This window comes from Enterococcus sp. FSL R5-0957 (assembly GCF_038008005.1).
Taxonomy (GTDB): Bacteria; Bacillota; Bacilli; order Lactobacillales; family Enterococcaceae; genus Enterococcus_B; species Enterococcus_B faecium.
This window is the reverse complement of record NZ_JBBOYG010000001.1, coordinates 1,286,199-1,307,720: the sequence shown is the minus strand read 5'-3', so window position 1 is coordinate 1,307,720 and position 21,522 is coordinate 1,286,199. Positions and strand designations below refer to the sequence as shown.

Annotated in this window: 20 protein-coding genes; 6 read left to right on the top strand and 14 right to left on the bottom strand. The window is 37.7% G+C overall.

Annotated elements, in window-relative coordinates; translation table 11 throughout:
* Positions 1-136: 136 nt before the first annotated feature.
* On the bottom strand, positions 137-1,123 hold the full coding sequence (locus MKX69_RS06310) for a DUF2382 domain-containing protein (RefSeq protein ID WP_002318678.1): 987 nt from the start codon (positions 1,121-1,123) through the stop codon (positions 137-139).
* A gap of 732 nt (positions 1,124-1,855) precedes the next feature.
* Here MKX69_RS06310 and MKX69_RS06305 point away from each other — a divergent pair.
* The 5 genes from MKX69_RS06305 to MKX69_RS06285 all read left to right on the top strand — a co-directional run bounded on the left by MKX69_RS06305 (position 1,856) and on the right by MKX69_RS06285 (position 6,522).
* Positions 1,856-2,887, top strand: a complete 1,032-nt coding sequence (locus MKX69_RS06305; protein ID WP_002306726.1) for a tyrosine-type recombinase/integrase — start codon at positions 1,856-1,858, stop codon at positions 2,885-2,887.
* 108 nt (positions 2,888-2,995) lie between these two features.
* The gene (locus tag MKX69_RS06300) at positions 2,996-4,528 is read left to right on the top strand and encodes an acyl-CoA synthetase (RefSeq protein WP_341009372.1); all 1,533 of its coding nucleotides are present in this window, start codon (positions 2,996-2,998) and stop codon (positions 4,526-4,528) included.
* 138 nt (positions 4,529-4,666) lie between these two features.
* Positions 4,667-5,479, top strand: coding sequence for a hydroxymethylpyrimidine/phosphomethylpyrimidine kinase (locus MKX69_RS06295; protein ID WP_002286068.1), 813 nt, complete (start codon positions 4,667-4,669; stop codon positions 5,477-5,479).
* Positions 5,469-5,954, top strand: coding sequence for an ECF transporter S component (locus tag MKX69_RS06290; protein WP_341009369.1), 486 nt, complete (start codon positions 5,469-5,471; stop codon positions 5,952-5,954). The genes MKX69_RS06295 and MKX69_RS06290 overlap by 11 nt, the downstream gene beginning before the upstream one ends.
* Before the next feature lie 22 nt (positions 5,955-5,976).
* Positions 5,977-6,522 carry a TIGR01440 family protein gene (locus MKX69_RS06285; RefSeq protein ID WP_002286070.1) on the top strand — a complete coding sequence of 182 codons (546 nt, stop codon included), beginning with the start codon at positions 5,977-5,979 and terminating at the stop codon, positions 6,520-6,522.
* A gap of 72 nt (positions 6,523-6,594) precedes the next feature.
* On the opposite strand, the gene MKX69_RS06280 is transcribed toward MKX69_RS06285, so the two are convergent.
* From MKX69_RS06280 to MKX69_RS06220, 13 genes are all read right to left on the bottom strand, one after another.
* Entirely contained in the window at positions 6,595-8,238 is a 1,644-nt protein-coding gene (locus MKX69_RS06280; protein ID WP_002303818.1) for a glycoside hydrolase family 13 protein, read from the bottom strand.
* Positions 8,239-8,366: 128 nt separating this feature from the next.
* Entirely contained in the window at positions 8,367-10,595 is a 2,229-nt protein-coding gene (locus MKX69_RS06275; protein ID WP_341009367.1) for an AAA family ATPase, read from the bottom strand.
* A gap of 32 nt (positions 10,596-10,627) precedes the next feature.
* On the bottom strand, positions 10,628-11,107 hold the full coding sequence (locus tag MKX69_RS06270) for a DUF6530 family protein (RefSeq protein WP_002286073.1): 480 nt from the start codon (positions 11,105-11,107) through the stop codon (positions 10,628-10,630).
* Positions 11,108-11,337: 230 nt separating this feature from the next.
* Positions 11,338-12,186, bottom strand: a complete 849-nt coding sequence (locus MKX69_RS06265) for a DegV family protein (RefSeq protein WP_002298432.1) — start codon at positions 12,184-12,186, stop codon at positions 11,338-11,340.
* A 156-nt stretch (positions 12,187-12,342) separates the two neighbouring features.
* Positions 12,343-13,953, bottom strand: a complete 1,611-nt coding sequence (locus MKX69_RS06260; RefSeq protein WP_341009364.1) for a polysaccharide biosynthesis protein — start codon at positions 13,951-13,953, stop codon at positions 12,343-12,345.
* Between the two features lie 243 nt (positions 13,954-14,196).
* Entirely contained in the window at positions 14,197-14,514 is a 318-nt protein-coding gene (locus tag MKX69_RS06255) for an AzlD domain-containing protein (protein WP_002295896.1), read from the bottom strand.
* Entirely contained in the window at positions 14,507-15,286 is a 780-nt protein-coding gene (locus MKX69_RS06250; RefSeq protein WP_341009361.1) for an AzlC family ABC transporter permease, read from the bottom strand. Before MKX69_RS06250 ends, MKX69_RS06255 begins: the two co-directional genes overlap by 8 nt.
* A 74-nt stretch (positions 15,287-15,360) precedes the next feature.
* Complete coding sequence (locus MKX69_RS06245; protein ID WP_002295900.1) at positions 15,361-16,296, bottom strand: cation diffusion facilitator family transporter; 936 nt, start codon at positions 16,294-16,296, stop codon at positions 15,361-15,363.
* Between the two features lie 75 nt (positions 16,297-16,371).
* Positions 16,372-16,764: a DUF4430 domain-containing protein gene (locus tag MKX69_RS06240; RefSeq protein WP_002302017.1), complete on the bottom strand. Its 393-nt coding sequence runs from the start codon at positions 16,762-16,764 to the stop codon at positions 16,372-16,374.
* Complete coding sequence (locus tag MKX69_RS06235; protein WP_002331765.1) at positions 16,745-17,263, bottom strand: hypothetical protein; 519 nt, start codon at positions 17,261-17,263, stop codon at positions 16,745-16,747. Before MKX69_RS06235 ends, MKX69_RS06240 begins: the two co-directional genes overlap by 20 nt.
* A 147-nt stretch (positions 17,264-17,410) precedes the next feature.
* Complete coding sequence (locus tag MKX69_RS06230; protein ID WP_002295905.1) at positions 17,411-18,484, bottom strand: hypothetical protein; 1,074 nt, start codon at positions 18,482-18,484, stop codon at positions 17,411-17,413.
* On the bottom strand, positions 18,477-19,394 hold the full coding sequence (locus MKX69_RS06225) for a coiled-coil domain-containing protein (protein ID WP_341009355.1): 918 nt from the start codon (positions 19,392-19,394) through the stop codon (positions 18,477-18,479). Before MKX69_RS06225 ends, MKX69_RS06230 begins: the two co-directional genes overlap by 8 nt.
* A 202-nt stretch (positions 19,395-19,596) precedes the next feature.
* Positions 19,597-19,788 (bottom strand): hypothetical protein, encoded by a 192-nt coding sequence (locus tag MKX69_RS06220; protein ID WP_002295907.1) that lies wholly within the window; start codon positions 19,786-19,788, stop codon positions 19,597-19,599.
* A 158-nt stretch (positions 19,789-19,946) separates the two neighbouring features.
* Here MKX69_RS06220 and MKX69_RS06215 point away from each other — a divergent pair, with 158 nt between their 5' ends.
* The gene (locus MKX69_RS06215) at positions 19,947-21,455 is read left to right on the top strand and encodes a DUF1846 domain-containing protein (protein WP_142431815.1); all 1,509 of its coding nucleotides are present in this window, start codon (positions 19,947-19,949) and stop codon (positions 21,453-21,455) included.
* The last annotated feature ends 67 nt before the right edge of the window (positions 21,456-21,522 follow it).

Here is a 21,522-nt window from a genome sequence, read left to right as displayed (position 1 = left end):
AAAAAGGGCTGTGACAAAAATCTTGTCACAGCCCTTTTTTGTTGCGAATAAACGGTGTTCCAGAAGTAGCTTCTTCGGAAATAAGCCGAAATTTCTTTAAGCTGACCACTTCTGTCACAACCTCTTTAGCTTACGCTTACGATTTTTTATTGCGGTCTTCAATGTGTACATCACCGCTTGTGTCAATATCCAATTCTTCTCGGCTAACATCTTCTGTCACTTTTTCAACATCTTCATGTTCTTCTTTATGAATCCCAACTTCTTCACGAACAACTGTATGTTTGCTTACATCTACTTGCTCTTCTTTGATTGGGATAGTAATCGTGTCATCTTCCAAGTTTTCGTCTGTTCCCTGTGAAGATTGATCTGTTACTGGTTTGCGTTCGATGACGATTTCTTCACGTTTGACCGGTACTTCTACCGTTTCAGTATCGTTGACCACATGTTTGTGGATGTCGACTTCTCCAGTTGTCACATCATGTGTATTTACATCTAATTTTTCTTCTTTTAGTTGAATTGTATCATCATCTAGATTTGGTTTGCGATCGATGTCTTCAGTCTTGCTTGTACCCATTGTATCAGTCTCGCCAGGTACGTCCATCGGATCAGTTCCTGGTGTCATATTCAATGGATCCGTTGTATTTTGAAAGCCTGTCGTGCCACCTACGTCCATTGGATCTGTTCCAGTGCCAGTTTCTAATCCAGTCCCCATTGTGCTTGCTGGGCTAACAGTATCTTGTGTATCCATTGTATCTTCTGTTGTTTCTGGCTGACGATAGCCTTTTACTGTGATGACAAATTTTCCATCAGAAATATCTCCTCTATATTGATATAAAGGATCATTTTCTGGTGTAGCCGTCTCAGAATCATAGGTATCAAAAGAAAAAGTATCTTTTATTTTTTCCCATAAAGAACGGTCTTCTTCACCATCCATCCGATTTTCATCTGTTTCAACATCTATACCAGACAATCCGTCAAATCCTAGTCTAGATGCTGCTTCATCAGTAGTATAAATAACGATATCATCTCGTTCATACCCTTCGTTACGCAACCGTTCAATTACTGATAATGCTTCTTCCCTCGTACTATAGCTTCCGATGACCGTTAAATTTTTCTCTTCCATGTAAATTCCTCCTAGCAAATAGATTTATGATTGGTATATTGTTACTTATAAATTTATTCTATAGGAGACGATTGTTTTCTACAAATTTTTAGATTGGAATTTGATTAAAACAATTTAATTTAAATTTGAAAACATTTATGTTAATGAAAGTCATATTCTAATAAAATGTCATTTGTTTCTATATGAATTTTTATGAAAAATTTCATATAATTTCCACTCGTTGTGATGGTTTAATTTATCCAATCCATCAATAAGCAAACAACTTATACAAAAAAGGATTAATTCTCAGTATAATTGCTCCTACCATAGAATAAATCTTCATGTAAAGTAATGAAGTACCAACTATTTCTAATACTTATTTAAGAATTATCCCAACAATATCGTTAGACAAACCATTATTGAATAAATGGAGAGCCAATCGATTCTGAAAAAATGTTTTCTAATTTTTCGGAAATAAAAGAAAGAGCCTCCTGCCATTAGAACGAACCAAATCCATTTCATTGCTCATGAAGTAACCACATAGCTAAAAAGAGGATAAATCAATTAAAAGATCAAAAGAATGACTGCACTAATAAAATAACTAAAAATGTATCTTCTTACTTCAAATCTTTTAGCTAGTACTTTTAAAAGACAGTTAAAAATTTGCTTCCTAAGATCAAGACAAACTGTCTATCTTCATTTGATGAAATGCGGTAAAATATAGAAAATGAACACTATTGGAGGGAATTTGTAATGGACAGCAAAACTAGAAAACAACTGCAAGAAAAGTTAAAGCAACGTACACACTTGCTCCCTTCCGTCTTTCAACAGTTTTTAGAAGAAAATCGTTCTTCCCTTTCATTAGGCAGTCGCTATGAATACGCAAAAGATTTTCATCTGTTTACTGATTATTTGAGAAAAGTATTTTCTGAAGAAGTGGATGATCAGCTGATTATCCATTTAGAAAAACAAGATTATCAGAATTTTTTAGCTAAAATCTATCGACATACTCGTTCGTTCCAAACTACAGCGAACCAAGAAACGGAGCAATTGTTTGAAAATAGCTATTACGGGATTTCAAGGAAGCAATATTCATTAAATCATTTTTTACGATTTTTGTATCAAAAAGGACTGATTGAAGAAGAGATTTCTCTTTTGGGTACAAGTTTACCGGAAACAACCAAAGCAGCTCCGCGATATATCGATGCAGAACTTTTCAAAGATTTTGAGCATTTGTTTATCCCGATTGAAGGCTTTCGAACAAGCAGAGAAGCTAGCTTTGAAGAAAAGAATCGACCGAGGAACCTTGCAATTACTGCCATTCTTCTGTATTGCGGATTAAAGATCCATGAAGTAGTAGAACTTAAACGTAAAGATGTATCTTTGACCAAGCAGATTCTTAATCTGAATAGAAAAGAAAACAGACTGAATAAAGTACCAATACCAAAAGAAGCGATGCCGTTTCTAGAGAACTATTTTAAGTTAACAGCACAAAATACGGACGAAAATTCTTTTGTTTTTCGTTCCTCACACGATCAGCAAATTTCTCCTCGGACTATTCGCCAAATTTTGAGCAAAATTACAGTATATAAAAACGTATCGCCAGAACTATGCAGAAAAACATATCGTTATTATGCAGAACTATATTTAGATGATGCTGACGCGGTAAATTATTTATGTGGTAATCGATACCTCTCATCCCATTCTTTTCAAGATATCTGGGAAAAGATGGTTGATTTTTCTTATCACGAATTAGCGGCATTCGTTCAGGTTTCTTCCATATAAAACAAATGTATGATCTTTTTTTCACAATAAACTATGTTATTATATAAAGGATTATGTTACGATTATCTTGAATTTGTATATTACTTAACAAAAGATAATGGAGTGTGAATGATGGAGACCATAACGTATTCCCCTTTGAACTTATTTACGAATTTTCAAGAAGCTGCAGCTAACTTTTCCGAGACCCCGATTATCTTTGATGAGCCACTTTCAGCTTTCCCAGAATTAGGACTTGAAACAACTTACAAAAAATGCTGCGAAAGTGTGTTGAAACGGGCTTATCAATTGGCTCATCTTGGAGTGAAATCCGGAGACAAAGTTATTATTTATAAGAGTTCCGCTTTTGACACATACCTTCTAGCTGTTTCTGTGTCTTACCTTGGTGCAGTGCCTGTCATGACTTCTTATCATCTACCAACAACAACAATGGAAGTATTTATCGATCGTTTAGAAGACCCTCTCATTTTATTTGATGATGAGACAAAAAAGCGAGTGAGAGAAATTTCAAATGGAACAAAATCAAAACAGATTCCTATTCTTTATTTAATGGAACAACCTGCTTTTTCTGTTTCTCAATCATTTTTAGACAAAAATGAAATTTCTTATATGACCCATACTTCTGGTACAACTGGTATCCCTAAACTTATTTGTCATTCTGCTCATTCTATGGGATGGCGGACGAAATGGCAAAAAACAGTTTTCACAAAAATTTCGGAAAAGAAATTAATCGCTTTTCACATCTCTCCAGTGCATTCCAGATTCAATATTGGTATCTCTTCTTTGATGTCCATGGGATTTCCTATGATGCCTTTAGCAAACGCACAAAGTTCAAAAGTTGTTCATATGTTGGAAGCTCACCGGCCAATTGCACTAGAGACCCATCCGAATAACTTTGTTCAGTGGCGTTTTACTGCTAAGGAGCATCCAGAAGCTTTTTCGGGTATCCGATACTATCACTCCACTTTTGATGCTATAAACAACCAGACAATGAAGACATTTTTGCGAACGTCGATGGCACAGGATGCGGTATTTCTTCAAGTATATGGCCAAAGTGAATGCGGACCAATGATTCTTAAGGCTCATACACTAGAGAGTTTGAAAACAAGTGATGCAAGAGATATGGGCGTTGGACTGGAAGACATGACAAGCACTCGGATTACAGATTCAGTTGGGAATGTCCTACCTGAAAACACAGATGGTCATATACAATTACTGTCTAAAGGACGGGCTTTGACTTATTACAAGGAAGATGCACGGTTCCAGGAAAATGTTTATGGCGATTGGTGGGATAGCGGAGATTACGGTTTTATGGATAAGCATGGCCACCTATTTTTGAAAGATCGGCAAGTGGATTTGATCGAAACGATCAATAGTACATTAGCTATTGAAGACTTTTTATTAGATTCGTTAGATTTTTTGGCAGAAGTAGTGATTGTAAGGGATAAAAATCATTCTCCACAACCGATTATTGCTTTAGCTCCTGATAAAGAAATGGATTGGAATCGATGGTGGGAGCAAGTCCATGAACTTCCTCGCTTGAACGTCCCTATCATCCGTGATTTTGATGCAATCCCGCGAACAGCTACAATGAAAGTGCAGCGGCTTCAAATCGAGAAAGAATTAAAATCACAAAAGTCCTAACTATTTAAGGAAAGAAAGATCCATTTTGGTCTTTCTTTTCTTTTTGTTTTTTTAAATTGGATGAGATAAAAATATTCCAATTGGCTGTTTTTCTTTTTTGAAAATTTCGTTATACTCTTATTCATGGAGGAAAATGTTATGAAAAGAATCTTGACAATTGGCGGTTCTGATCCATTTGCTGGTGGAGGAATCCAAACAGATTTAAAAACTTTTGAGAATTTTGGTCTATTCGGACTAAGCGCCTTGACTTCTATAGGGGCACTAGATATTAATGAGCGATTTATGCTGGAATCTATATCTTTGGAATTGCTTAAACGACAGTTAGTTTCGATTGATAAAATGACTTCATTAGATGGTATCAAAATTGGGTTATTGAACTCAAGTGAAGCAATCATGGTTGTTCGAGACTTCATAAAAACAAAACAAAATATCCCAATCATTTTAGACCCTGTTTTGGCATTCAAAGAAACTGAAGCTGTGATCAATCAATTGTATATTTCGCAGCTCATCGAAGAACTTTTTCCACTTGTTACGATGATTACGCCTAATTTGGCAGAAGCTGCTTTACTTTCTGGTCAAGCTCTTCCCTCTTCGTTAACAGAAATGATCCATCTCGCTAAAGAACTCACTGCTTCAGGAACAAAAAACATTGTGATCAAAGGCGGCACAAGGATGGCTGGAGATGAAGCTGTGGATCTTCTCTATTCAATTGATCATTATGAGGTATTTTCTCATAAAAAAATCGACACTACAACAGTAAACGGGGCCGGTTGTGCCTTTTCTTCTGCAATAACAGCGAATCTTGTGTTAGGGGCAGACTTTACCAAAGCAGTAGCAGAAAGTAAAAAATTTGTTGCCCATTGTATTTCTAATGGCGTGCTGATGAACGATCATACCGGAAGCGTCTGGTCTGGCGGTATTCAAAAAGGAGGAATGAGAAATGAAAACTAAGCAATTAACGATCTATGCTATGCTGATTGCGTTGACAGTTGCCCTTTCATTAACAATTTTGATCCCTGTACCGGCTACGAATGGATTTGTGACATTATGCGAGGCCGGGATCTATACCGCTGCTTTTCTTTATGGTCCAACGGGTGGATTAGTTGTTGGTGCTTCCAGTGGTCTATTGATCGATTTGATTTCAGGATATCCGCAGTGGTCAGTTTTTTCATTAGTGATCCACGGGTTACAAGGATATGTTGCTGGTTCTTTCAGCAAATCTTCTACTCGTATGTGGGGATTAGGACTTTTATTAGGAAGCTTAGTTATGATCATCGGCTATGGTATCGCCGGTTGGATTTTATATGATTGGCCGGCTGGAGTGGCTTCTATACCAGGAAACATCTTCCAAAATCTGATTGGAATGGGACTTGCCTTTCCTATAACTGCAAGTCTTCAACGTATTCAAGCACGGAAGCAATATTAATTGAAAAAGAAGGTTTTAGAAAATGAAGTTGTCAGAAAAAGAATTAAAAGACCAATTGACTGAAATAGTTAATGACATATTGGCTGAGGCACACTTGAAAAAAGGTGATCTTTTTGTTTTAGGATGCAGCACAAGCGAAGTCGTTGGAGGACATATTGGAAAAAATTCCAGTGCGGAAGTTGGTCAATGGATCATCCGTACGTTAAAAGAGTTGTTGGATCCTAAAGAAATTGCGCTAGCTGTCCAAGGTTGTGAACATTTGAACCGAGCATTAGTAGTAGAACGAACAGTGGCAGAAGCAAAAAATTTTGAAATTGTCTCTGTTGTTCCTGCACTACATGCTGGAGGTGCTTGTTCTGTTGCTGCTTTTGACCAGTTCAATGATCCTGTCGAAGTGGAACACGTAGTTGGACAAGCCGGTATCGATATCGGTGACACATCAATCGGTATGCATATCAAACATGTCCAAGTACCTGTCAGACCTCGTTTGAAAACCCTTGGACAAGCTCACGTGACAGCCCTTCGCTCTCGTCCTAAATATATCGGTGGTCCTAGAGCGAATTATTGAAATGAGTAATTGACAGAGCAATCTGAAAAACTTCCTCGCAAAGTCCAACTAATGAACTTTAACGAGGAAGTTTTATTTGTTTGTTTTATATAACCGAGCTTCATAAGGTGCTAGTATGCCTTTAGCTTCAAATTCTCCGCTAGAGGAATTTGACAAGAGTAATGTCCAGGACTGATCTGCTTCTTTTGGAAGTTCATAGTCAGCAAGTGATTCTGTTAAGTTTACCATAATAAGATATTGTTCATCTTCTAAATATCTTTCATAGACATAAAGTTGTGGATGTTCATGAAGATATTCTTTATAAGAACCGTATATCAGACCTTTATTGGTTTGTCTAATGCGGATCATATTCTTATAGAATTGCAGGACCGACTCTGGTTCATATTCTTGTTGTTCTACATTGATCGTTTTGGTATTTGGATTAGTGATCAGCCAAGGTTCATGTGTAGAAAAACCAGCATATTGTTCCGAAGTCCATTGCATGGGTGTCCTGCTGTTGTCTCTCGTTGTTTCACGAATGATATCCAATGCTTCTTCTCTTGTCTTACCTTCCGCAAGCAGCCTTTTATAAAGTCTTTTCGAATCTACTGCATCAACTTGATCGATCGATTCAAAGGGCATATTCGTCATTCCGATTTCCTGTCCTTGATAAATAAATGGCGTACCTTGCAAAAAGAAATACATCATAGCGATTGCTTTTGCAGACATAGCCCAAAAATCGGGACGAGTATCTCCAAACACTGAAACGGCACGAGGAACATCATGGTTTTCCATATATAAAGCGTTCCATCCGATACCATCCAATGAAGTTTGCCAAGCGCTTAATGCATGTTTCAATTTAAGGACATCTAATTGCCCTTCTTTTTCTTGCTGCCAGATATGGATATGATCAAATTCGAATATCATATCGAAATAACCGTCTTTCCCTACCCATTGTGGTCCTTCTTCTGCAGTGACACCACTTGCTTCTCCGACAGTCATGATATCGTACTCTTCAAAAACATGTTTCAAATCGGTCAAATGTTCTTCGATTCCTGAGACATTTTGAAAGGGTGAGAAAGGGTTCTCTGTGGCTTTTACTGAATATTCATCTTTTTTTACATGAGAAATCGCATCTAAACGAAATCCATCTATCCCTTTATCCAACCACCATCGGATCATATTGAATAGTTCTTCTTTCAATTTCTCGCTTTCCCAATTTAAGTCTGGTTGTTCTTTTGCAAAAACATGCAGATAATACTGTCCAGTTTCATGAGAATACTCCCAAGCAGAACCGCCGAAAATCGATGTCCAATTATTCGGTTCTTTGCCATCTACCCCGTCGACCCAAATGTAATAATCGCGATACGGGCTTTCTTTAGATTTTTTCGATTCTTCAAACCATTGATGCTGATCCGAACTATGGTTGATGACAAGATCCATAATCACTTTGATCCCTAATTCATGTGCTTCTTTTAGCAATAAATCAAAATCTTCCATCGTTCCGAATCTCTCTTCTATATCTTGATAGTCACTTACGTCATAACCATTATCGACAAATGGAGATTGATAGATCGGATTGATCCAGATAAAGCCGATACCAAGATCTTTCAAATAATTAAGTTTTTCACGGATCCCATTGATGTCTCCTTGACCATCGCCGTTGCTATCTTTGAAACTAGCAGGATAGATTTGATAGCCTACTGCTTCTTTCCACCATTTTTGTTCTTGTATCATATCGTTTCACTCCTTTAACGGTCCCTCTTGATTATAACCGATTCTATTTTAGAAGTATCCTTGTTACCGGTAACTAGAAACGAAAAGCTCAACGAATCTGCTAAGTGCGTTCGTTGAGCTTTATTTTATCATAGATAGCGGGCAATCAGTTGAATCATTTGCTTGGGAAATTCATTCAAGTCAGTAATATCTACAAAACGACTTTCACCGTAGATCGACTTGATTTCTTCTTTGTCTTGGCCAATAGCTGCGGAGACAAATAAGATTCCTTGACGCTCATATTCTTTCAAAACAGACTGGATATCTTCTTTTGCTTTTTTGCCTGTATAATCCGGCAACGCTTTTGGCTGACCGTCACTAATATTAAGCAACAGTTTGGTTGTTGCGGATTGTCTGTTTAATTTTTCTGCTGCTAAACGAAGTGCCGCACCATCACGATTGTTTTGCCTTGGTTTCATAGTGACTAATTTTTCATTTAACCATTGAAATCCGTCTTCAAATTCTTTATAAGAAAACAAAGAAGTCTTTTCTCTTGACGAACGGTCTGCTGTATCTCCGTAAATCAACAATGGGATATCGACTTTCTTAGAAAATTCGGCAATGGCAATCGCTGCTTTTTTTGCCGCTTCGATCCGATCATCCCGTATCATTGACCCAGATTCATCGATCCGTACAGCTACCGCTAAAGAAGGTTGCTCATGTGGCGGGTTCTTTTTGTCAAAATTTTTCAAATCACCATATGCTACTTTGCTTGCATTGAACCGCTGACCTTCGTATTTTCCTTTTTGGTACGTCTCTGTTTGTTCATTATACAGTAACTCTAAAATTTGTCGGCTAAGTGATTCTACTATTGGCATTACTTGCATGTGTAGCTCACGTACTTCCGGCGTTTTTCCTTGGAAAGATGGTCGGTGAACGATGAGACCTTCTTTTTCATGAATCGTTTCCTTCATGATTTGTCGCGCTTCTTTATTCAGTTGCTTCTTGATTTCCTTATCATGTGCTTCCATGTCAGAAGCAGACATTTCTTGAGAATCATCTCCTGTTTGTTGTTCTTTTTGATTTTTTCCTTCGATATCGCTACTGCGTTCTTTTTGCATTTGAGGAGGAATCTCGTTTTTTTCTATTGTTTCTTCTTGTTTCTCTTCTCCCTCATTTGGTTCTTCAGCAGACAACGATTTCTTTTCATCTAAGCGCAGAATTTCTTCAGCATTTTCAGTGATGTTTCGTTCATTTGCTTCTTCGGCGCTAATGGTTCTTCCTTTTGTATGCTCAGATTGAGGATGACCCCATTTTTCTTTTCTCAATATGTCCTGAAGTTCCAGTAGCAATCCACTGTCAGACAAAGCTTGTTCAAGAATTGCCAATTCATCTGGATCAGTGGATAATTTATACAAAACTTTTGGATAAATCGACTGGAGTAAATCTTGTCCTTGCTTATAGGTATTTGCCCAATAAAAATAAGAACGCAGTCCTGCTACACCTTTGATGGCGTTAGCTTTTGCAGTTTCATCCAACAAACGGATAATCTCTGCCATCTTTAAGAGAAGTTCTTGTTTTTGGATCATGGTTTTCGCCATCGCACGTTCTGCCATGACTTCTAAGGCAGGAAGATCCATTTTTTCCGCATGTTGCATCCGATCTCTTAAAGATTCATTTAATGGGCGATTTCCTTGGTAATTTCGATTTGTAGTGATCACAATGACGCAATCTGGATGGCGACGAATGATTCCTGTCGGTAAATTCAACATCCCATTTGGTTCGAGCGCTGAGTTAAGTGCCACAAGAACAGAGGCATCTCGGATGACAGTCGGCTCTTGAATCTCTAATAAATATCCTTTTTCAATCGCTCGAACGATTTCAGAAGGATAATAGCTGTAATGGATTGCATCTGGATAATCAGCTTCGATCCTTTGAACTAGCTCTGCTAATTTTTCTTTAGCAGAAAAAGGATCAATGCCGTAATGGTTCTGGATCAGTGTCAGTACAGCTTCAAGTGTATCTGTTTGGTAAATAGCTTCTAGTAATTCTTGGTCTTGTTCCTTATTAGAATCTACTATAGGTAATAAGGCTCCGAAAACATCTGATTTGTCCATATCTGCAAAACAGGTCACTTTTGTATAGGGAAGTTGCAGATCAGCAGATAGTGCTTTGGCTAATTGTGTCTTCCCCGACCCGGCATCTCCTTCCAAAAGTACGTTACTGATTTTCATTTCAGGATCTTGCCAATTCCCTTTGATTTCGGAGGCGATCCGCCATTCTTCTGCACTTGTCCGATGGCTTTTCGGTTTCTTCCAGATCATTTGCTTTTCTATCCGTGAAAAGGTTCGGTTTTCTGTTAGTGAGAAATTCTCCATGCTTCTCTTTCCCTTTTGATCATCTCTGTCTATTAATATCCTAGCTCATCTAAAAGACGTTTTAAAATACGGAATCGTTCCCCAATCAGTTCTCCGTCTTTTTGTAGTGTATCGTAATACAAAATGATGTCTTCATCGATCTTTGGATTTTTGGTATCTACTTCTACCGTCATTCGGTTCCCTTGCAATCCAATGATGTCTACGACTGGATTTTCTGGATCATAAAATTTTTCATAACGATAAGCATCTTGGAAGTATAAACTTCCTTGCGCAGCTAAGATCGCTAAGTCTAAAATACGTGTGATTGGTAATTCTTCCGACTGTCGTGACCATTTTTCTCCAGTATGTCGCCATACCTTGCCTGAGATATCGACTTTTCCACGATCATTCCACTGAGCAAGGCCCAGAGAAAGCCCTTTTGCGTCCGTATTTAATGCATTTCTTCCATCAACTTTATCATAGTCTTCTACAACGATTACTGGTTTATGTTTTAAATTTGTTGGTATTTCCATTATTTTAACTCCTCATCCTTTTATTTTTAGTAAATAAGTAAATTAGTAGTTTACTCATTTACTAAACTATATGCGACATTATAGAGGATTGAAGTGAGGATTGCAAAGAAAAAGAGCTTCGTTGATAGAAATAAAAACACCATCTCGTTCTTTTACACGCTCATTAGTAACATGTAGAAAGTCCAAGATGATGTTGGAATATTTTTGGTATGTTTTTTGAATAAAAGGAATTATTGCGCTGAAATGGCAATGCCGATGGCTTTTTCACCTAAATGTGTACCAATGACTGGTCCGAAATGACCAATTTCGATTTCTGCATTTGGATATTTTTTCTGCAATTTCTCTTTCTCCGCAATCGCTACTTCTAAATTATTTGCGTGTATCACGTAAAGTTTGACTGGCGGTTGTATTTCGTTATTTCTTCTACCAATAATTTCTTCAGCTCGAGCAAATGCTTTTTTACTTGAACGGATTTTTTCGAATAAAACAATTTTCCCTTCAGAAAATGTCAGGATCGGCTTGATTTTTAATAAGCTGCCAATCAGCGCTGCACCATTTGTCAAACGTCCTCCTCGTACTAAATTGTTCAAATCATCTACAATCAGATAAGCGTAGGTATTATCTCGGATTCGATCGACATGTGCAAGTATTTCATCAAGGGACTGACCTTCATCATTTAAGTCTAAGGCAGCTTCTACCATGTGTCCCATCGGCATACTAGTGATCTTAGAGTCATAAGGAATGACCGTTACTCCGCTGATGTCATCTTTCATCGCAAATAATGTGTTGACAAAGCCAGAAATCCCTGAAGAAAGATGGATACTTAAAATCGTGTCATACCCTTTCTCTTTCAATTCCTCATATAAACCCAAAACTTCCCCTACGACAGGTTGTGAAGTAGTAGGAAAATCTTTACTGTTTTTTAAAAGTCCATAATATTCATCCGCTTCGATATCGATTCCTTCGTTATAAATTTTCCCATCCATAATCAAAGGGATTGGAATAACGAATAAGTCGGGATGGTTCTTGATACGTTCCGGCAGATATGCCGAACTATCTGTAACTACTGCAAGTTTCATGTGTTTAATTTCCTCGTTTCAAAGAATTTTTCCAGACCTTATAACTATATCATAAGTAAGATTAGATATGAAACTAAAATTGGAAAATAGAAAAACGACAAGCGTAATCATACGAGTTGCCGTTTTTCAAGTGACAGCAAAAAACGATTAGTTAACCTATTCTTTGCTTCTGCTATGATGTTTAACATTTTTCAACATTCGAAACCCATTTTTTCCGAATTGAGAAAATAAAAATACTAAGCCGCCAATACTTCCTACAGCCACACAATAAATCATTGCATAGCTTTTTGATTCCATTGACAATCGCTGATTCAGCAAAAAGAAAACGGCAAAACATACTGCAAGCATAATCAGGGTGGAGCGGAAAGTTTTTAAGAAAAAATTGCTGATCTTTGCTAAAGGTGCTATTCGGTATTCTTTGCACATAAAGTGATAGCCGCGAACAAAGACAATACCGAATGCTAAGCCATTTGATAAGCTCATCCCGTATCCGCCAACTAATTCTAATCCGATTACTTGGAAGATGACTTTCAGGATAATTGCTTCTACAGTTAATCGGATCGCAAAACGATGGTGATTCAAAGATTGAAGCATCGTAGATAGGATCGTGAATAAAGAGAAAAACAAAGAAGCTAGCAAAGCCATTTGGAAATATCCGACACTTTCAGGATCATAGCCAAAAAACAATGTGTATAGTGGTCCAGCTAATAAAGACATTCCAGTCAATGAAGGAAGAAGAATCAATAACGCAATCGAAAAACTATCTCCTACTGTTTTTTCGATTTGTATCCGATCTTTTTTCTTCATCGTGCTTAATATTGGCAAGCTGCTTATAGCTACTGTTCCTACCATGGAGATCAGGATCAATGTCAATTTATTTGGATTGACAGAAGCACGGCTGAATAAGAATTCCAGTTGCTGATCTGCGATCTCTGGACGGAAAAAGTGAAGCAGTGGTTTCATCGTTACTTGGTCGATCATTTGAACGATAGTAATGACTGAGCCGACAAAAATAAACGGTAGTGTTTCCCGAATGATAGAGACAGAGGCAGATCGGTTTTCTCTTTCGAAATAACGGCTGGAAATCAAAAAATCTTTAAGTTCGAAGAAGTCTTTTCTGCGTCCGACGATATACATATGGATAATCGCAGCTAACCCACCGAAGAAAGAAGCGACTGTACTGATCAATACAGCTTCTAATATGGTTCCGTCAGTCAATACGCGCAAGTAATAAGTACCAGCCAAGATAACGATCACTCGTACAGCTTGTTCAATAATCAAAGAAGTTCCATAAGGTCGTAAATCGTTTTTCCCTTGGAAGTATCCTCTCATTGCACTAAGAATTGGGATAGCAACCAAAGATGGGCATAAACTTCGGATAGCTAGTATCCCATTATTAACGTTAGCAATCGGACTGATTCCGGCTAGTAAAGGAGCAAATAAATACATCAGTGCAGCAGAGGCGATACCGATGACAAACATGATATTGATCGTACTTCTAAAAATCAGCCGACAAGCAGCGTTATCTCCTTCTTTTGTGGCTACAGCTACTTTTTTTGCAATCGCATTTGGAAATCCGACTGTACCAAGCATCAGGAACAATCCATAAGGAAGATAGCCAACATTATACAATGTCGTAGCAAGCATACCATCTTGATTGTTCCCCATCATACTGAGCCAGGGAATCAAATAGACTACCCCTAAAACTTTACATAGAAGATTAGCAAAGGTTAGCCAAAATGTTCCTTGCATCAATTTTTTATTCATTTAAATTCCCTCAACTATTCTTTCATAAAATAAACATCTTCCCTATTATAGCAAAAAATCATAGAAGGACAAATCCCTCTCTAATTCCTAAAATAAAAAAGAGCTTGCATCATAAGCCAACACTAATCTTTTTTATCCCTACGAATAAACTTGCATCCAGAATTGACTGTTGCAAATGCAGTTCGGATAGATCAGTTTGAACAACTTATGTCGCAATCTCTGTTTTTAATAAAATAAAACAGTTTAAAGCATAGACAGCAAAAAGACAGACGCAAGTCCTGTCAAAACTGACAACGCCATCGAACGTGTTTTGTAAGCCACGCCTGCTACTAGAATCATTGCAGCTATTTTGATATTCCAAGCAATATCCAGATGTTCATGAGTAATGAAAACATCTTTAAAAGCTAACGCCGCAAATAATGCCACCGGTACATATTTCATCCAGTCACTGAACCAGGATGGCACTTTTCGATGAGTAAAATAAAGCATCGGGAACAAGCGCGGGATATATGCCACGATGAACAGACAAGCAACTAAAAGTAGCAAATATAGTTTAGTCATGGTGATTGGCCTCCTGTTCCGGGAAGTTGAAGAGCGGCTCATTGACATCTTTACCGCGGTCTCTTAGTTTCTTAGCTTTTTCTTTTTTGAATGCCTTCTCCAGCATAAATCCGGCAAATGAAGCAATGACTGTTGCTGCAATCAATCCGAAAGTATTTTGGAATAATACCATGAATACGACACCTAATACGCCTGAGAATAAACCTGTAAAGATCAGTAGTGCGCTTTTCATCTGCATGATAAACATGAAAATGAACATGGCCGTCAAAGCAAAATGGACAAGGTCAGCATCTACTCGAATCACCGAGCCGAAAAAATTACCGATCATATTGCTACCGGCCCATGCAGTCATTGAGAACCAATTGACATATAAAGCCTTTCTTTTATTCCAGGAAGGGTCAGTTGAAAACTTTAAGTAGTTCACCGCATAGTTTTCATCATTCAGTGATTGAGAAAAGACAGCCAAAAACGTCCGCTTTTCTTTTTTCATAAAACCGGCAAGACTTGCTCCTAATAATGTATAGCGTAATTCTAAAAAGAAAACCATCAATAATGTCGTTGCAAATGATGCTTGCGTCGTAAGCATAGATGCAACTAAAAACTGCGCGCCACCGGAAAAGACCAGAATCGATAACAGTCCTGATAAGAGAGGATCAAATCCAACTTTTTGCAACAATACTCCGCAAGCTAATCCTACTGGTATATAGCTTATACAAAGTAGCATCACTGCATGCAAAGCTTGAAGCCATGGCGCACTTTTCTTTTTGTTCATTAAAATATCTCCTTTAATTACAACAAATAAACAGCGGACTCATTGTAACATAAATTCGCTAAATTGTAGCCGTTTTATTTACGAGAATAATTTGGGTCATATTTATCTGTTTCAATGTATATATACATCTTCTTGTCAGGAAGAGACTGACGCATATTTTTTTCAATATCGTTGATGACCGAGTAAGCTTCATTCTCTTTGTTACCAACGATATCTGCTTTTGCTGCAACTAAAATCTCCGTTGGACTTAAATGAACTGTTTTGATATCAATTAGCCGACTGATTTCAGGTCGTTCAAAGGCTAACTTGATTTTTGACAAATCGCTTGCTGTCACGCTTTCACCGATGATCAGACTATAAAATTCTTTTGCTAGGAAAATGGCGGCTCCCATCAGCAAGAAACCGATCAGCAATCCGCTGATCGCATCAAATGCAGCAATCCCGGTTGCATAAGTCAATATTGTTCCTGCTAAAGCCAAGACCAAACCGATTACAGCACACAAGTCTTCCGTAAAAATAATCAGTATTTCACTGTGTCGACTTTCGCGCAAAAAGCGCATCGTGGAAAGTTTTTCAGTATTCAATTCTTTGATTTCTTTCATTGCCACGCGTAACGAACTTCCTTCGATTACCAAACCAAATAACAGTATTGCTATAACAATGATCGGATTACCCACTTCATGGGATGGATGCGTCAATTTTTCAAAAGCTTCCATCACCCCAAGTGCCCCACCGCCGAAGAAAAGCATCATTGCGACGATTGTACTGAAAAAGTATTTTGCTCGTCCTTCACCAAATTGATGCAACTCGCTCTGTCCTTTATTGGCTTGTTTATCACCGAATAACAGCAAAATCTGATTGCTGCAATCAACGATACTGTGGATGCTTTCGTTTAGCATGGCGGCACTGCCACTGATTGCATAGCCGACAAATTTGCTGATAGCAACTAGAATATTAGCCCCTAGAGCAGCAATTACGGAAAACATTCCGCTTTTTTTAAAATTTTCCATGTTATTTTCCTTCTTTCATCAACTGAACTCACTGAATTATGGCAATATTCGCCCTTTAACAGTTTTTTATGAAACTTATAGTTTAGACAAATTGAAAATGACCGATTGTCCATCATTCAATTTGATCTCTTTGGCACCAGTAGTAGCACTTTTCCCGTCCACAGTAAACATCCAATAGAGTTGATTTTTCTCATCCTGTGAGTGCCCTTCAAGCGAAGTGATGAAGCCGTTATCTTCTTCGACTTCAAAATTTCGTTTCAAAATACTCAGTAAATCATCGCCTTTTTTGAAGACCACTTCTTTTTCCGAAAAGTTTTGACCATTTTCTTGTAACGTGATTGTTGCTTTTTGCGATGTTTTTACTTCCTCCTTTTGGTTGGAAGCCAATTGTGTATAGGTTGTACTGCAACTTGTCAAAATGAGTATACTGACACTCATTGCAAGCAAACTATAAATTATTTTTTTCATTTTTTCCTCCTGAATGATTGTAAAAACGTTTGACGACTGGCAGAAAAACAAGAAAGAACACAACATTGCCTATACTGTGCATCAAATCAAACGACACCCCTTGAAGGTAATAGATCCAAGGTTGAGGTAAACGATATAACAGCGTATCAAAAACGGTCATACCTATTCCGTAAACCATGCCCGCCAGAAAAAAACAGACTCCCTTTAACCATAGATTCCTTTGCACTGTTTTTCTCAAGCAGGCGATTGAAAACAAACTCAGAACAACAGTATAGCTGATCCATTGGCCGATGACCCATGGTCCAACACCAAAATAAAAACTGCTGATTGCAATAGAAAGACTCATGACAATTAACGCATCTTTTAAGCTTAAGTAAAGTACTATAAATAAAAAAATAGCAGTCATTGGCTGGAAATTCGGAATAAATTGAAAAGCGATCCTACCTGCTACACAAGCAGCAGACAATAAGCTAAGCTGTGCTATTTTATTTGTGGACATTCCTAATGAAATCCCTCCTTCATCAGCAAGTTATTCACGTCCATTTAGTACATACAGAAAAGACTTGTGACAATTATTCTGGATAACTGCCGCAAGTCCTTTGGAACAGAATTATCTGAATGACATCTGGTAATCCAACTTATCCAATCAGGACTTTCTCACCATTAACGGGACCAAGAATTCGTAATTGATAAAGAAATCAATGACAGATCGTGGGTAGTCTCCAGATGAGATCGACAAGACTGTTTGATCTTTTTCGTTTGTTGTTATCGTTAAAGACTGTCCTTTATCTAATCGTACTTGATAAGTAGTTTCGTTGATCTTTTCCATATCGTAGGATGGATTTTTCATTGCCACGATAAAAATATCATCCAATACTTCATTCGTCAATTCAAATTCGCTCTGAAGATTCAAACGAAGTGGCTTCGTATTGTCTAGTAATGTCTGATTAACGGTAAAACCAAGTGTTCTTGCATGGGCTAATAATTGATTCAATTTGTGATTGAATATCGTGATCTGCCCTGCAGAGAATACTCGATCCACTGACCAGTGTCGGATCAAAGAAAGCACCCGGTCATCTTGGACATTGATTTCCATTGTCTCTGGTGATACGTTTAGGAGACTCATCGATTCCACTTGGTATCGTTGATCGATGGTCGGTAATACAAAGGAAAAGACTAATTCGTTTTGTCCATTCAACGTATAATTGATCGAAAAATGTCTTGTTTTCCATGTGTCATAAGCTGAATTTGACCGTTCCAGACCAATATCATTCAACGGTTTCAGTAATTCATACGTGAAGTATTCGATCAGGCTTGTCTTTCCGATCGTGGAGATTGGTTCTTCATTCAATATAAAACGATCATATGATTCTAATAATTGTGGAAAATCTGATTCGATCAAATCTTTTCTCATACGTAAATCCGCTAATTCTGCTTCCGCTGTTTCAATCAAACTGACGATATCTTGATGATCTTGCTCTTTTCCTTCTAAATACCCGGGATTTTCAGTTATTTCGTAAGCATGGGTGTTTTCTGCAGTATTCGTATTCGTCGGAGTTACTTTTTCTTTTTCGTGTATTTTTGTTTCCTCTAGCATAGGGATTTCTTCTGTGTCATCCAGAGGATTACTTGTTTGTTCTTCCAATGAAGTGTTCGTTTCTTCATGATCTTCTGTTTGTTCTTCATTTTTTGTCCATTCTGCTTCATCGTGTTCATTCATACTCGGAACCTCCTTCATTAGATTGATTATTAGGATTCTCATTGCCAAGATAATTCATCAAGAATTCATGGATTGCTTGACCGAATCCCTCTTTGCTACCGAAATAGCGTCTGATTTGCCTTTGTTCTTTTTCTACGATGGCTGCACGAAGCTGGTCCGCTCTTGCTTCTTGCTTCAATGCTTCTTTTTGCTGCTGGATTGTTTCAGGCGTCTCAATATAAGGAAGCCAGCCTAATTTTTCATTAGATAGTACTTGCTTCTTCTTCTCTAATTCTTGAATTTCTTCCTCGATTTTTTTACGATTCAAGAATCCTTTATTGTCGTTCAAATCAGTCATTTGTCGATTGATTTCTTTTATTTGTTCATCTAAACGTTCAATTTCTGTCTGAGCAGTGATCACCTTTGCGTCTAGCTCATTGATTTTTTTGTCATAGTCCGTTGACTCCGGTTGGGAATATTTCTCCCACTCTTCATCGATCTTAGGCAAAACAAAAATTTCTGGCAGACTTGCATCAATACCGACCGTGGGCCGATCATGGTAATAAGTGCCGATTTTGTAATAGCTTATCGTTGGCGAGATGCTTTCTACTTGTTCCATAAAAGGAAATTCCTGTAAAAAACGATCATGGATCTTACGCATCAGCAATTGATCGATCTCGTGATTTTCATTTGAGCTTCTTTTTAATTCTTCATTCAATCGGCCATTGTATAAACGGTAGATCTCAGGGATATCTTCTTCGCGGACAGCTTTTTCAAAAGCCTGTAAGTCTTCTAATAATTGGGAAAGATTCATGCTTGCTTTTTCTTTGATATCGTAAAAAGAAGACGATTCTTGTCCTGTATCCTGATCCGCGTTCGTCTCCTCTAGTTCGTCTGGCTTATAATTTGCATTTGTATCTGGCTCTTTCATACTACTTGCCTCCTCTTACTCATCTGTTTTTCACTTATTAATACTTCAATAGTACCATTTTCTGTAAAAAATTGTTATAAAAAAGAGCGGGCAATGCTCCATAAAAAAGGCTGCACCAAAATTTGGTACAGCCTTTTTTTCGATCAACTAGTCTTTCCATCTGATAGGACAGAATCGAATCCAATGACCTTTATCTTATTTTTTATTTACTAGGCAGATCTCTTGTTGTGAAATGAATGCGCTGATGCTCATCACGAGTTAGCTGCGTTTCTTCGTTTAGATAAGTAAACGTCAATTGTTCCAATTCGGGATCTTCAAGCATTCTTTCATAACCGGTAAAAATCGAACGGATATAGTGTTTATATGCGTTTTTCTTTTTCTGTCTTTTTTTCATGTAGCACCTTCCTTATCAAAAACTATCATACCAATGAATAACTATCTAGACAAGTTGGCTTAAACCATTTTCTTTGTTTTTTTGAGGAATTTCGCTCTTCCAGTTGACGAATCCTCAAAAAAATGAAAAAATGCTTTAGTACTTAAGGAGGGAACCTAGTGAAAAAAAATGGTTTTGACTCAGAAAAATATATTGAAGAGCAGTCAGCGTATATTTTGGAACGAGTGAACCACTATGACAAATTATATTTAGAATTTGGTGGGAAGCTAGTTGACGACAAGCATGCGAAACGTGTACTTCCAGGATTTGAAGAAGATGCGAAAATCAAATTGCTGCAAAAATTGAAAGATCAAGCTGAAATACTGATTTGCGTCTATGCTGGAGATATTGAACGTAATAAGATCCGTGGTGATTATGGGATTACTTATGATATGGATATCTTGCGGTTAATCGATGAGTTACGTGGTTATGGCTTATTAATCAACAGTGTCGTTATCACTCGCTATAGTGGACAGCCTGCCACGAAAGTCTTTATCAATAAACTAGAAAGACGAAACATCAAGGTCTATAAACACTCAGAAATCGAAGACTATCCAGTCAACGTAGAAAAAATCGTCTCAGAAGATGGTTTTGGAAAAAATGAGTATATTGAAACAACTAAACCAATCGTTGTAGTGACAGCTCCTGGCCCAGGAAGTGGAAAGCTCGCTACTTGCTTGAACCAACTGTATCATGAAAGCCAAAAAGGACATGCAGCTGGTTACTCCAAGTTCGAAACTTTCCCAGTATGGAATGTTCCGTTGAAACATCCGCTGAACATTGCTTATGAAGCAGCCACAGTCGATCTAAAAGATGTCAATATGATCGATTCCTTCCACTTTGATGCCTACAATAAAGTAGCTGTGAACTATAATCGGGATGTTGAGACATTTCCTGTAATCAAACGTATTATTGAAAAAATTACTGGTAAAGAATCTGTTTATCAATCTCCTACTGACATGGGTGTGAATCGTGTAGGATTTGGGATCGTGGATGATACCGTTGTCCAAGAAGCCTCTAAACAAGAAATCATCCGTCGTTATTTCCAAACAGAATGCGACTTCAAAAAAGGATTGATCGATGAAGAAGCAGTTAATCGAATCAAACTGATTATGGAAGAAGTCGGTTTACGTCCTGAAGACCGAAACGTGGTAGTCCCTGCCCATGACTATGCAGATAAGATTCAAGCGCAAAGTCCTACAAAAGATCCTTCTGCTGTGATTGCAATCGAATTACCAGATGAAGTCATCATTACCGGGCGTACAAGTTCATTGATGGATGCGTCAGCGGCAGTTATCTTAAATGCAGTAAAACACTTAGCCCATATCGCAGATGACATTCCTTTATTGTCACCATTAGTTCTTGAAACAATACAAGGATTGAAATCAAAGACACTTCATTCCTCTTTGGATGCACTAAGCATCAATGAAGTCTTGATCGCTTTATCAATCAGTGCAGTAACGAATCCAATCGCTCAAGTTGCTTATGATAAACTAGCTGAACTTGAGGGAGCACAAGCCCACTCTACTGTGATGGTCAATAAAAATGATGAACAAACATTGAAAAAACTAGGAATCGATATTACCTGCGCACCTGTCTACCCTTCCGAAAATCTATATTACCAATAGAAAAAGTTTACTTATAAATGTTGAAAACGAAACTATTAGCTTAATCAATAGTTTCGTTTTTTTATAG

What these genes read in the sequence shown, in the direction of transcription:
- MKX69_RS06300 (WP_341009372.1), top strand. Translation starts at nt 2,996, where the DNA reads ATGATGGAGACCATAACGTATTCCCCTTTGAACTTATTTACGAATTTT.
- MKX69_RS06245 (WP_002295900.1), bottom strand. Translation starts at nt 16,296, where the DNA reads ATGGAAAATTTTAAAAAAAGCGGAATGTTTTCCGTAATTGCTGCTCTA.
- MKX69_RS06305 (WP_002306726.1), top strand. Translation starts at nt 1,856, where the DNA reads ATGGACAGCAAAACTAGAAAACAACTGCAAGAAAAGTTAAAGCAACGT.
- MKX69_RS06265 (WP_002298432.1), bottom strand. Translation starts at nt 12,186, where the DNA reads ATGAAACTTGCAGTAGTTACAGATAGTTCGGCATATCTGCCGGAACGT.
- MKX69_RS06290 (WP_341009369.1), top strand. Translation starts at nt 5,469, where the DNA reads ATGAAAACTAAGCAATTAACGATCTATGCTATGCTGATTGCGTTGACA.
- MKX69_RS06220 (WP_002295907.1), bottom strand. Translation starts at nt 19,788, where the DNA reads ATGAAAAAAAGACAGAAAAAGAAAAACGCATATAAACACTATATCCGT.
- MKX69_RS06235 (WP_002331765.1), bottom strand. Translation starts at nt 17,263, where the DNA reads ATGTCCACAAATAAAATAGCACAGCTTAGCTTATTGTCTGCTGCTTGT.
- MKX69_RS06270 (WP_002286073.1), bottom strand. Translation starts at nt 11,107, where the DNA reads ATGGAAATACCAACAAATTTAAAACATAAACCAGTAATCGTTGTAGAA.
- MKX69_RS06275 (WP_341009367.1), bottom strand. Translation starts at nt 10,595, where the DNA reads ATGGAGAATTTCTCACTAACAGAAAACCGAACCTTTTCACGGATAGAA.
- MKX69_RS06255 (WP_002295896.1), bottom strand. Translation starts at nt 14,514, where the DNA reads ATGACTAAACTATATTTGCTACTTTTAGTTGCTTGTCTGTTCATCGTG.
- MKX69_RS06295 (WP_002286068.1), top strand. Translation starts at nt 4,667, where the DNA reads ATGAAAAGAATCTTGACAATTGGCGGTTCTGATCCATTTGCTGGTGGA.
- MKX69_RS06285 (WP_002286070.1), top strand. Translation starts at nt 5,977, where the DNA reads ATGAAGTTGTCAGAAAAAGAATTAAAAGACCAATTGACTGAAATAGTT.
- MKX69_RS06225 (WP_341009355.1), bottom strand. Translation starts at nt 19,394, where the DNA reads ATGAAAGAGCCAGATACAAATGCAAATTATAAGCCAGACGAACTAGAG.
- MKX69_RS06260 (WP_341009364.1), bottom strand. Translation starts at nt 13,953, where the DNA reads ATGAATAAAAAATTGATGCAAGGAACATTTTGGCTAACCTTTGCTAAT.
- MKX69_RS06310 (WP_002318678.1), bottom strand. Translation starts at nt 1,123, where the DNA reads ATGGAAGAGAAAAATTTAACGGTCATCGGAAGCTATAGTACGAGGGAA.
- MKX69_RS06250 (WP_341009361.1), bottom strand. Translation starts at nt 15,286, where the DNA reads ATGAACAAAAAGAAAAGTGCGCCATGGCTTCAAGCTTTGCATGCAGTG.
- MKX69_RS06230 (WP_002295905.1), bottom strand. Translation starts at nt 18,484, where the DNA reads ATGAATGAACACGATGAAGCAGAATGGACAAAAAATGAAGAACAAACA.
- MKX69_RS06240 (WP_002302017.1), bottom strand. Translation starts at nt 16,764, where the DNA reads ATGAAAAAAATAATTTATAGTTTGCTTGCAATGAGTGTCAGTATACTC.
- MKX69_RS06280 (WP_002303818.1), bottom strand. Translation starts at nt 8,238, where the DNA reads ATGATACAAGAACAAAAATGGTGGAAAGAAGCAGTAGGCTATCAAATC.